10 protein-coding genes and 1 pseudogene are annotated in these 11,161 nt (G+C 74.2%); 4 read left to right on the forward strand and 7 right to left on the reverse strand.

Translation table 11 applies throughout. The features are described from left to right. Window positions 1-702: pseudogene (locus F9B16_RS45200) on the reverse strand (helix-turn-helix domain-containing protein); the annotation flags it as partial. Between the two features lie 145 nt (window positions 703-847). On the opposite strand from F9B16_RS45200, the gene F9B16_RS45205 reads away from it, so the two are divergent. Continuing rightward, window positions 848-1,642 carry a class II aldolase/adducin family protein gene (locus F9B16_RS45205; RefSeq protein WP_192809319.1) on the forward strand — a complete coding sequence of 265 codons (795 nt, stop codon included), beginning with the start codon at window positions 848-850 and terminating at the stop codon, window positions 1,640-1,642. A gap of 81 nt (window positions 1,643-1,723) precedes the next feature. On the opposite strand, the gene F9B16_RS45210 is transcribed toward F9B16_RS45205, so the two are convergent. Further along, window positions 1,724-2,659 carry an AraC family transcriptional regulator gene (locus tag F9B16_RS45210; RefSeq protein ID WP_151546441.1) on the reverse strand — a complete coding sequence of 312 codons (936 nt, stop codon included), beginning with the start codon at window positions 2,657-2,659 and terminating at the stop codon, window positions 1,724-1,726. 135 nt (window positions 2,660-2,794) lie between these two features. Between F9B16_RS45210 and F9B16_RS45215 the strand changes: the two genes are divergently transcribed. Then, the gene (locus F9B16_RS45215; protein ID WP_151546442.1) at window positions 2,795-3,793 is read left to right on the forward strand and encodes a zinc-dependent alcohol dehydrogenase family protein; all 999 of its coding nucleotides are present in this window, start codon (window positions 2,795-2,797) and stop codon (window positions 3,791-3,793) included. Between the two features lie 34 nt (window positions 3,794-3,827). Here F9B16_RS45215 and F9B16_RS45220 read toward each other — a convergent pair whose 3' ends face one another. Beyond that, window positions 3,828-4,286, reverse strand: coding sequence for a MarR family winged helix-turn-helix transcriptional regulator (locus F9B16_RS45220; RefSeq protein WP_151546443.1), 459 nt, complete (start codon window positions 4,284-4,286; stop codon window positions 3,828-3,830). Between the two features lie 56 nt (window positions 4,287-4,342). On the opposite strand from F9B16_RS45220, the gene F9B16_RS45225 reads away from it, so the two are divergent. Beyond that, window positions 4,343-4,744: a VOC family protein gene (locus tag F9B16_RS45225; protein WP_151546444.1), complete on the forward strand. Its 402-nt coding sequence runs from the start codon at window positions 4,343-4,345 to the stop codon at window positions 4,742-4,744. A 219-nt stretch (window positions 4,745-4,963) separates the two neighbouring features. Here F9B16_RS45225 and F9B16_RS45230 read toward each other — a convergent pair whose 3' ends face one another. Together F9B16_RS45230 and F9B16_RS45235 are read right to left on the reverse strand one after the other, a co-directional pair. Then, window positions 4,964-6,385, reverse strand: a complete 1,422-nt coding sequence (locus F9B16_RS45230; RefSeq protein WP_151546445.1) for an ATP-binding protein — start codon at window positions 6,383-6,385, stop codon at window positions 4,964-4,966. Beyond that, window positions 6,382-8,028 carry an FAD-dependent oxidoreductase gene (locus F9B16_RS45235; RefSeq protein WP_225992512.1) on the reverse strand — a complete coding sequence of 549 codons (1,647 nt, stop codon included), beginning with the start codon at window positions 8,026-8,028 and terminating at the stop codon, window positions 6,382-6,384. The genes F9B16_RS45230 and F9B16_RS45235 overlap by 4 nt, the downstream gene beginning before the upstream one ends. 130 nt (window positions 8,029-8,158) lie before the next feature. Between F9B16_RS45235 and F9B16_RS45240 the strand changes: the two genes are divergently transcribed. Then, window positions 8,159-9,214, forward strand: a complete 1,056-nt coding sequence (locus F9B16_RS45240) for a Gfo/Idh/MocA family oxidoreductase (RefSeq protein WP_151546447.1) — start codon at window positions 8,159-8,161, stop codon at window positions 9,212-9,214. Window positions 9,215-9,221: 7 nt separating this feature from the next. On the opposite strand, the gene F9B16_RS45245 is transcribed toward F9B16_RS45240, so the two are convergent. Both F9B16_RS45245 and F9B16_RS45250 read right to left on the reverse strand, forming a co-directional pair. Further along, on the reverse strand, window positions 9,222-10,058 hold the full coding sequence (locus F9B16_RS45245) for an endonuclease/exonuclease/phosphatase family protein (protein ID WP_151546448.1): 837 nt from the start codon (window positions 10,056-10,058) through the stop codon (window positions 9,222-9,224). A gap of 179 nt (window positions 10,059-10,237) precedes the next feature. Next, a partial coding sequence (locus tag F9B16_RS45250; protein ID WP_151546449.1) for a coiled-coil domain-containing protein occupies window positions 10,238-11,161 on the reverse strand: 924 nt, incomplete at its 5' end.

Consider the following 11,161-nt stretch of genomic DNA (forward strand, 5'->3'; position numbering starts at 1 on the left):
GACGAGCAGCGGTCCCGTCCGGACCGGCGGCGGCAGCCGCGCCACGAGGGCGGCGAGCCGCCCGTCCACCAGCCCGCACAGGGCGGGGCCCGCCGCGACCAGGCGCGCCTCCAGCCCCGCCGCGACCGCCGGGTCGCTGACGTCCGACACGACGCAGTGGTACTCGGCGTCCGGGTCGAGCGGGGCGAGGACCGGGACGGACTCGCCGTGCAGGAGCTGCCGCAGCATCTGGACGCGGCCCTCCCGCGTCGTGCGGGCCATCTCCAGCTCGGCGACCCGGTGGGCGTGCACCATCCGGTGGACGAGCGCGGTGTTGATCTCGTCGATGCGGCTGACGCCGTCCAGGAGCAGCGCGTCCGGCACGCCCCGGCGGCGGCCGTCCTCGATGAGCGTGCGGACGAGATGGGCGCGGCCCGCCTGGAACCCGTCCAGGAACGCCGCGACCGGCACGCCCTGCCGGGCCCGGTCCGAGCCGAGCCGCTCGGCGGCGGCCAGCAGCTCCTCGCCGGGGGCGCCGTCCGCGAGCGCGGCGAGCACGCCCCGCAGCAGCGCGCGGGTGTGCCGCCGCGTCTCCTCCTCGGGCAGCGCCGCCACCATCTCCGACCGGCCGCGCGCGGCCCGGACCGCGCCCTCCAGGAGCCGCGGGTCGTCGCCGCGCTCGCTCACCAGCCGCAGGAACCGGTCGTCCTCACTGGGCTCCATCCCGCCATTGTCCCCCGCCGTTGTCCCGATCGGACAACGAGCCGGGCGGTACTTGGGCCGCCTCCCCTAGCGGACCGCCCGCCGCCTGGTGTTCGCTGGCGGTAGTGCCCAGCGGTGTCCCGCCCAGAGCCCGAGGAGTTCGCCGATGCCCGACGACGAGCAGTTCCTGGAGAAGCTGCCCACCGACCTGATCTTCCGGCTGCCGCCGGCCTTCGACAATGTCGAGGACGAGCGCCGGCACCGCAAGGAGCGGCTCGCCGCCGCGCTGCGGATCTTCGGCAAGTTCGGCTTCGAGGAGGGCGTCGCCGGGCACATCACCGCCCGCGACCCCGAGCGCACCGACCACTTCTGGGTCAACCCGTTCGGGATGTCGTTCAAGCACATCAAGGTCAGCGACCTCATCCTCGTCAACCACCAGGGCCAGGTCGTCGAGGGCCGCTACCCGGTGAACGAGGCCGCGTTCGCGATCCACTCGCAGGTACACCAGGCCCGACCGGACGTCGTCGCCGCCGCGCACAGCCACTCCACGCACGGCCGCGCGATCTCCGCGCTCGGCCAGAAGCTCGAGCCGATCACGCAGGACGTGTGCGCCTTCTACCAGGACCACGGCCTGTTCGACGACTACACCGGCGTCGTCACCGACCTGGAGGAGGGCAAGCGCATCGCCGCCGCCCTCGGCGAGTACAAGGCCGTCATCCTGCGCAACCACGGCCTGCTCACCGTCGGCGACACCGTCGACGCGGCCGCCTGGTGGTTCATCACGATGGAACGCTCGTGCCAGGTGCAGCTGCTGGCGAAGGCCGCCGGCCAGGTCGTGCCGATCGAGCACGACAACGCCGTCCTCACCCACGAGCAGATCGGCAACGACCTCGTCGGCTGGATCAACTACCAGCCGCTCTACGACCAGATCACCCGCGAGCAGCCCGACCTGTTCGACTAGGACGCCCGTGGCGGCCGGCGAGGCGGGCTCCCACCACGGCCAGGGCCGCCGCGCGGTGACCACCGGCGGCCCCGGCGGCCCCTACGCTCCGCCCGTGGTCCGGTGGTCTCGCGGTCGCGTGTTCGCGGCCCGGTAGCGGCCGGGGGTGATGCCGTACTCGCGCTTGAACGCGGCGGCGAAGGCGACGTCCGAGGAGTAGCCGGCCTGCCGCGCCACCACGCGCAGCGGCGTGCCGGACCGGCGCAGCAGCCGCGCCGCGATCGTCATCCGCCACCAGGTCAGGTAGGTCAGGGGCGGCTGCCCGACCAGGGCGGTGAACCGGTTGGCGAAGGCGGCACGGGACAGCCCGGCCCGCGCGCCGAGTTCGGCCACCGTCCAGGGCCGGCCGGGCGCGTCGTGGATGGCGGTGAGGGCCGCGGCGATCGCCGGGTCGGTGAGCGCCACCGTCCAGCCGGCGGCGGCCGGGTCCTCGGTCCGCTCCTCGAACCAGGCCCGCAGGATGTAGAGCAGCAGCGTGTCGAGCAGCGCCGGCACGATGGCCCCCGCTCCGGGGCGCGGCCGTCCCATCTCGTCGCCGAGCAGGTCGACGGCCGCGCGCAGCGAGGGATGGCGTCCGATCCGGGCGGGCAGGTGGACGACGGGCGGGACCTCCGACATCAGGGGGTGCGTCCTGCTGCCGTCCAGCAGGTAGGCACCGCACAGCACGACCGCGGGAGCGCCGGTGCCGCCCGGCCCGGCCTGCGGGCGCCGCATGTCGAAGTCCACCAGCGGGCTTCCGGGGTGGTCGGCCAGCCCGTGCGTGCCGGCCCCGTGCAGGAACGCCACGTCCCCGACGCCGAGCCGGATCGGCGGGGCGCCGTCCGGAGGCAGCAGCCAGCACGACCCCTCCAGCACGACGTGGAACGCGCCGCCGCTGTCGGCGGTGAAGCGCATGCCCCACGGCGCGCGCAGCTCGTGGCGGTTGGCGTGCGGCCGTCCCGCGTGCATGGCGGTGATCGTGTCGCTGAGGACGTCCATGGCGGAAGTCTAGATGCCGAGACGATCGATGGGTCTTCTCAGACGATCACTTATTGATGGTCTCGGACGCGGACTCCTACGGTGGCATGACCCGGCTCGCATCCGGCGCGGCCGGCCCGACCAAGGGAATCCGTGATGACCAAGGCAGTGTTCTTCGACGAACTCGGCGGCCCGGAGGTGCTCCGGCTGCGGGACGTGCCGCCCGGCGAGCCCGGAAAGGGCGAGGTCCGCATCCGCGTCGACGCGATCGGCCTGAACCGGGCAGAGGCCAACTTCCGGGCCGGCACCTATGTCTACCAGCCGAACCTTCCCGGGTCCGGGATCGGCTACGAGGCGGCCGGCGTCGTGGAGGCGGTCGGTGAAGGCGTCGCCGGCTTCGCGCCCGGCGACGCCGTCAGCGCCGTGCCCGCCTTCCTGATGACCGAGTACGGGACCTACGGGGAGTCGGCCGTCCTCCCGGCGCACGCGCTGGTGCACCGTCCCGACGGCGTCGACGCGGTGACCGGGGCCGCCACCTGGATGGCCTACACCACCGCCTATGGCCTCCTGGTCGAATTCGGCGGAATCGAGCCCGGCGGCACCGTGCTCGTCAACGCGGCGTCCAGCAGCGTCGGCCTCGCCGCGATCCAGGTCGCCAACCACCTCGGCGCCGTTCCCATCGCCACCACCCGGACCGGCGCCAAGAGGCGGCGGCTGCTGGACGCGGGCGCCGCCCACGTCATCGCGGTCCAGGAGCAGGACCTCCTCAAGGAGATCGACGCCGTCACCGGCGGCCGTGGAGTGGACCTGGCCATCGACGCCGTGATGGGCCCGGCGGTCGGCACCCTCGTCCAGGCGGTCGCCCCGGACGGCGCCCTCCTGTTCTACGGCTGGCTGGACCCGACCCCCGCGCCGCTGCCCATCGCCCCCGACTTCCGCGGCCGCATCCTCCGGACCTACGCCTTCACCGAACTCACCGTCGACAGCGAGCCCCGGCTGCGGCGCGCGAAGCACTTCATCAACGCGGGCCTGCGCTCCGGCTCCCTCTCCCCCGTGATCGACCGCACCTTCGACCTGGACGAGGTCGTCGCGGCCCACCATCACCTGGAGTCCAACGCCCAGTTCGGCAAGATCGTCCTCACGGTCGGGCACTAGCGCGCTTCCTCGCCCGGCGCGGCGGCGCCGGGCGTCAGCGGGCTCTCGGGTCGTGGTGCGCCAGGAGCACGCGCGCCATGCGCGCGAACTCGGCGCGGTCCGCCGCGGGCAGCGGGGCCAGCAGGTCGGCGTCCAGTTCGGCGGCGCGGCGGCCGATCTCGTCGAGCTCCGCGCGGCCCTCGGCGGTCGGCTCGACCACGTACCGGCGCCGGTCGGACGGGTCGCGCTCGCGCCGGACGAACCCGGCCGCCTCCAGCCGGCCGACCACCTCCACCAGGTCGCTCGGGTCGATGCGCAGCCGCGTGCCCAGCTCCCGCTGCGAGGCCGGGGACGCGTCGTCCAGCGCGGACAGCACGGCGAAGTGCCACAGGCCGAGGCCGTGCTCGTCCATCAACCGCCCCATCCGGACGCGGCCGGCCCGCCCCACCTGGGCCAGCACGAACGTGGTGATGCCGAGCAGGCGGGGCGGCAGCGGGCCCGCGGTGTCGTCCATCCCCCTATTGTAGGGTTATCCCCATCATTGGTGAGCACCCACGAATTGGAGGCGGCATGGACGCGCTCTACCCGCGCCTGCTGGTGGACGACTTCGACGCCTGCGCCCGGTTCTACGCCGCGGCGCTCGACGAGCTGCTCGGCATCCAGCCGGTCAAGCTGCTCCCCGACGCGCAGTACGCCAACTGGGACCTCGAAGGCGAGTGCGTCCTGGTCGTGATGGGGCGCGCCCGCATGGCGGAGACGGTCGGCACCGCGGACCTGCCCGCCCCGTCCGGGCAGGACGGCTCGATGCTGGTGTTCCGGGTCGGCGACGTCGGCAAGGCCGCCGCCGCGCTGGCCGCGCTCGGCGCCGTCGTGGTCGCCGAGCCGGCGGACCGCCCGGAATGGGGGCCCGGGCTGCGGACCGCGCACCTGCGCGACCCCGGCGGCAACCTGCTGGAACTCCAGTCGTACTGACTCCGCCCCCGAGGGGGTCGGCGCGGGAGCGGATGCCAGCACGGATGCCGGCACGGGCGCCGCGAGACGGGCGCTCGGCCCGGCGGAGGGAGGTTCCGCCGGGCCGACCCCGGTGTGAGCCCGTGCCCCAAGGACACCACTCACCCGGCGACGAGCGCTTGTCCCTCATCGACGAAAAGGAACGCGCCACCCCGCCGGAAACTGACAGGACCGGCGCCGTCAGTCCCCGTTGCGGGACGCCTCGGCCAGCGGCAGCAGCACCTGGAACCGGGTGTCGCCCGGCAGCGACTCCACCTTGATGTCGCCGCCGTGCCGGTCCGCCACGATCCGCCAGGAGATGTCGAGGCCGAGGCCCGTCCCCTGACCCACCGGCTTCGTGGTGAAGAACGGCGTGAAGATCCGGTCGATGTTCTCCTCGGGGATGCCGCCGCCGGTGTCGGCGATCTCCACCATCGCCTGGTCGTTCACCCGGGCCGTCCGGATGGTGAGCGTGCCCTGGCCGTCCATCGCGTACAGCGCGTTCACGATCAGGTTCGTCCAGACCTGGTTCAGCTCCGCCGCGTACACCGGGACGGGCGGCAGCGACTCGTCGTAGACGGTCTTGACCGTCACGCCCGGCCCGAACTTTCGCTTGAGCATCGTCAGCGTGCTGTCCAGCAGCTCGCGCAGGTCGACCCGCTGGTAGGCGGCCCGGTCCAGCTGCGAGTACTGGCGCGCGGAGTCCAGCAGCGCGGTGATCCGGTCCATCGCCTCGGAGATCTCCGCCTGCAGCTGCCCGACCTCCATCACCTCCGCCAGCCACCGGATCGCCGAGGGCAGGTGCTCCCCGGCCGCCCGCGCGACCTCCTCGGCCTGCTCCACCCCGACCCCGGCGGAGACCAGGCCGGGCGCCAGGTCCCAGGCGTCCTCGACGCCGTGCTCGTCCAGCCAGTCGCCCAGCTCGTCCTCGGCGTCGCTGACCTCGAGCGGGCTGCGCCGCGCGCCCGGCGCCGCGGGCAGCGTCGGCCGCAGCGCCACCAGCGCCGCGAGCCGGGTGCAGTCGGCGCCCTGCGCGGCGAGGTCGGCGAGCGTCTTCTGCGCCGCGATCAGCCGGTCGCCGAGCTCGGCGCTGGCCCGCGCCGCCGCGGCGGCCGGGTTGTTCAGCTCGTGGGTGAGGCCCGCGGTGATCGTGCCGAGCGCGGTGAGCCGCTCGCGCTGGTCGACGGTCCGCCGCAGGTTCGTCATCCCGAAGAAGATCCCGGCCAGCAGGTGCGTCGCCATCGGGAACCACTTGCGGACGGCCTTGCTGAACTTGCGGGCCGGCAGCACGAACACCCGCGACGGCCGCGTCGCCCTGAGCGTGTGCTGGTACTTCTGCTCGATCTGGTCGTCCAGGTACGCCTGGACGGCCCCGCCGTAGGTGCCGGGACGCGACGTCCGGCTGAACTCGACGGAGTGGTCCCGGACCTGCTGGCTCATCACCATCTCGCCGTCCAGCAGCACGTACAGGAACTCGGCCGGCTCGCCCTGCGCGCAGATCACCCCGTCGGCGGGGATCTCCGCGACCGTCCCGCACAGGGACAGCCATTCCAGCTTCTGGTCGTCGAGGTCCTCGAAGAGGAACAGCGACCGCAGTTCCTCCGGCGACGCGGTAGTGGTCATGCCTGCTCCAGGTAGCGGTGGACGAGCGCGACGGCCATCGCGCCGTCGCCGACGGCGGACGCGACCCGCTTCATCGACTCCGAGCGGACGTCCCCCGCCGCGAACACGCCGGGGACGCTGGTCTCCAGGTGGTACGGCTGGCGGGCGAGCGGCCACCCGGCGGGACGGCGCCCGCCGGCGACCAGGTCGGGGCCCGTGACGACGTACCCGCGGGCGTCGCGCTCGACGAAGCCGTCCAGCCAGTCCGTGCCCGGTTCGGCGCCGATGAACACGAACAGCCAGTGCGCGTCGATGGTCTTCTTCCCGCCCGGCCACGCGAACGTGAGGCGCTCGAGCCGGTCGGCGCCCTCCGCGGCGCAGACCGTCTTGCCGGTGTGCACCTCGATGTTGGGCGTCTGCTCGATCTGCTCGATCAGGTAGTGCGACATCGACTTCTCCAGGCCGTCCGCCCGGACGATGATGTGCACCTTCTTGGCGTACTTCGCCAGGTGCACGGCCGCCTGGCCGGCGGAGTTGGCGCCGCCGACGACGGCGACCTCCTCGTCCGCGCACGACGGCGCCTCGGTGAGCGCCGCGCCGTAGTACACGCCGCGGCCGACGAAGTCCTCGACGCCCTCGGCGTTCAGCCGCCGGTACGACACGCCGCTGGCGAGGATGACGGCGTGCGCCGCGATCTCCGTGCCGTCGGCCAGCCGCGCCACCCGGGCGGTGCCGCGCGCCTCCAGCGCGACGACCTCCCCGGCCTGCAGCAGCTCGGCGCCGAACCGGTCGGCCTGCCGGCGCGCCCGGTCGGCGAGCTGCTGGCCGGTCACCCCGTCGGGGAAGCCGAGGTAGTTCTCGATCCGGGAGCTCTGCCCGGCCTGCCCGCCGAGCGCGCGGCGCTCCACCACGACGGTCTTCAGCCCCTCGGACGCCCCGTACACCGCGGCGCCGAGCCCGGACGGCCCGCCGCCCACCACGATCAGGTCGTAGAACCCGGTGGACGGGGTGCTCGGCAGCCCGATCACCGACGCCAGCTCCGCGTCCGACGGCGCGCACAGCGTGTCCCCGCCGGCCGTCACCACCAGCGGCAGCTCCGGCGAGCCCGCCGCCGCGATCAGCTCCGCGCCCTCGGGGTCGGTGTCCATCAGCCAGGTGTAGGGCGCCTGGTGGCGGGCCAGGAAGTCGCGGACCTCGTAGCAGCGCGCCGACCAGCGGTGCCCGACGACCCGCAGCTCGGCGGGCCGGGTCCGGTCGGTGCGCCGCCACGCGTCCAGCTGCGCGTCGATCACCGGGTAGAACTTCTCCTCCGGCGGGTTCCACGGCTTCAGCAGGTAGTGGTCGAGGTCGACGACGTTGATCGCGCGGATCGCGGCGTCGGTGTCGGCGTAGGCGGTCAGCAGGACGCGGCGCGCGTACGGGAACAGGTCCATCGCCCGTTCGAGGAACTCCACGCCGTTCATCTCGGGCATCCGGTGGTCGGCGAGCAGGACCGCCGTGTCGTCGCCGCGCAGCCGCAGCTCGCTCAGGGCGTCCAGGGCCTGCCGCCCCGACTCGGCGCGGACGATCCGGTACGACTCGGCGTACCGGCGGCGCAGGTCGCGCGCCACCGCCCGGGACACGCCCGGATCGTCGTCGACGGTCAGCAGCACTGGTTTGGACAACGCGTCCCCCTCATCCCATGACATCCCCGGGCAAAAGCCTACGTGGCCCGGCCACGCCGCGTCCCGCCCGCACCGGCCGGCCGCCACCCCGCCGCCCCGCGGCCGGGACCGCATCGGTAATGATCGTCGCATGGACCTGCGTGTTGCGCTGATCGGATACGGCACCGGGGGCTCGGTGTTCCACGCGCCCCTGATCTCCTCGGTGCCGGGGATGCGGCTCGCCGCGGTCGTCACCGGGAACCCGGAGCGGCAGCGCGCCGTCGCCGAGCGCTATCCGGAGACGACCGTGCTCGCCAGCGCGGACCGGCTGTGGGAGGTGTCCGGCGCCTACGACCTGGTGGTGGTCGCCGCCCCGAACCGGCAGCACGTCCCCCTCGCCCGCACCGCGCTGACCTCCGGGCTCCCCGTCGTCGTCGACAAGCCGGCCGCGGCGACGGCGGCGGACGCCCGGTCCCTCGCCGCGCTGAGCGCCGTCCGCGGGCTGCCGGTGATCCCGTTCCACAACCGGCGCTGGGACGGCGACTACCGGACCGTGCTGCGGCTGGCCGGATCCGGCGCGCTCGGCGGCGTGCTGCGGTTCGAGTCCCGGTTCGAGCGGTGGCGGCCCGAGGTGAAGGCGGGCTGGAAGGAGAGCGCGGACCCGCGCGACGCCGGCGGCATCCTCTACGACCTCGGCTCCCACCTGATCGACCAGGCGATCGCGCTGTTCGGCCGTCCCGACCGGGTCTACGCCGAGATCGATACGCGCCGCCGCGGCGCGGCGGCGCCCGACGACGCCTTCGTGGCGCTGGAGCACCGCGGCGGGACCCGCTCCCACCTCTGGATGAGCGCGACCGCCGCGCAGCTCGGGCCGCGGTTCCGGGTCCTCGGCGACCGCGCCGCCTACACGGTGAGCGGAATGGACGGGCAGGAGGACGCGCTGCGCGCCGGCCTCACCCCGAAGGACCCCGGCTACGGCATCGCGCCGCCCGAGTCGTACGGCCTGGTCGGCACGCCCGGCGACGACCGCCCGGAGCCGACCGCGCCGGGCGCCTACCACGAGTTCTACGCGGCGGTGGCGCGGACGCTGCGCGGCGAGGCGCCCCCGCCGGTCACCCTCACCGACGCGATCGCGGGCCTGGAGGTCATCGAGGCCGCCGTCCGCTCGGCCGACGAGGGCGCCGTCGTGAGCACCCGCCCGGAGTGACGACCGGTCAGTAGCGCAGGTCCGCCAGCACGCCGTAGTGGTCGGACGCGACGACGCCGTTCACCGGCTCGGCGCCCAACAGCGCGCAGTGGACGGGATGCCCCGCGCCGCCCGCGCGGGGCCACGCGGAGAAGACGTGGTCGATGCGGCGGTCCGGCCACAGGACGGGCCGCGTCCACGGGTTGGCGTTGCTCCAGGTGTGACCGGGGGTCCCGTCGCCGGCCATCTCCCACGCGTCGTAGAAGACGACGCCGGGCGCGCCCACCGCGGCGCGCCCGGTGAGCATGCGGATCTCGTCGGAGTCGGGGTCGGCGTTGAAGTCGCCCGCGACGACCGCGGGCGCGTCGCGGCCCGCCGTCTCGCGCACGTAGGCGGTGAGGTCGCGGACCTGCTGCTGCCGCTGCCCGCTGTGCCCGAGCTTGTAGCCCAGCGCGACCCCGAACGCGTGGACGGCCCCGCGCGGGCCCTGGACCTCGGCGTACACGGCGAGACCGCCGTCGCCGCCGGCCGGGTCGCCGAGCGGGCGCTCACCGGTCCGGCCCTGCGGCCAGCGCGACAGGACCGCGACCCCCGAGCGGGCGCCCGGCACGGCCCCGGCGCCGGATCCGCCGAAGACCGCGTGCGGGAGGCCGAGCGCCTCCCCGAGGCGCGCCGCGAGCGAGTCGTCCTCGTCCTCCCACGCCTCCACCAGCACGAGCACGTCGGGGGCCGCGTCCCGGAGGACCTCGATGATCGCCGCCTCGCGCTCCTTGTACGGGCCGTAGCGGTCCCAGACGTTCCAGGTCGCCACCCGGCACGTCGTCTCGATCAGCGGCCCGTACGGCTCCTCGATGTCATAGCCCATGCGGTGAGCGTGTCATCGCGCGCGCCCGGCGGCCACCCGCCCCTCATCGCGCGCCCGGCTGCCACCCGCCCCTCATCGCGCGCCCGGCGGCCACCCGCCCCTCATCGCGCGCCCGGCGGCCACCCGCCCGTCATCGCGCGCGCCGCGCGGCCACCCCGCCCGCTACGGGACGGGCCGCGTCACAGCACGGACACGTGCACGTGGTCGTAGTGGTTCTGGGTGACGCTGCCGCGGTCCTCCATCTGGCGCCATCCGCCGCTGCCGCGCATGTCGTAGATGCGCTGCCGCCAGATCACGTACTTGATGCCGAGCCGGGACGCGTTGTCGATCACGTACTGGGCGACGCGGTCGCCGTGCGCCTGCGCCGACGCGCTCGGCATCTTCCCGCCGGTGCTCTCCATGAAGTCGCAGGCGGTGCCAGAGCCGTGGTCCTGCGGGTCGCCGGGGCGCGAGCAGCCGATGGTGGGGAACGGCCCGAACTTCCCGTCGATCTCCAGCAGGACCGTCCGCATCCGCGCGGTCATGGAGTTGCCGACGATGGGCGACTTGCTCCCGGAGACGCCGTCGGGCTTCCCGCCGCCCGCCGGGGCCTGCGGCACCTCGGGCTTGTACTTGGCGAGCAGCTTCTTGACCCGGGCGCGCTGGCCCTCCAGGTCGTCGATCTCCTTGCGCACCTCGTCCAGCTTCGCCTGGGCCGTGCGGTGCGACTGCGCGGCCCTGGCGTTCAGCTGTTCGAGGCTCTGGACGCGGCGGCCGTTGTCCTGGCTGATGTGCTCGACCACCGACGCATCGCGCAGCGCGGACGTCGGGTCCCCGGAGGTGACGAGTGGGATGACGTCGAGCCGCCCGGTCATGTAGGTGGTGGAGGCGATGCGGGCGACGGACAGCCGGGCCGCGCCGTACTCCCGGTCGGCCCGCGCGGCGTCGGAGCCCGCTCGCTCGGCGGCCTTCTTCGCCTCCTCCAGGGAGACGAGCTCGCCGCGGTACTGCTTGGAGAGGGTGTCCGCGCGCTTCTTGAGCTTCGCGTACTCCTTCTTGAGGTCCTTCGGCTCGGCGGGCACGCGGGCCGCGCCGCCGGCGGCCGGGGGGAGCGCCGCCGACAT

It is taken from the genome of Actinomadura montaniterrae (assembly GCF_008923365.1).
In the GTDB taxonomy this organism is placed as follows: Bacteria; Actinomycetota; Actinomycetes; order Streptosporangiales; family Streptosporangiaceae; genus Spirillospora; species Spirillospora montaniterrae.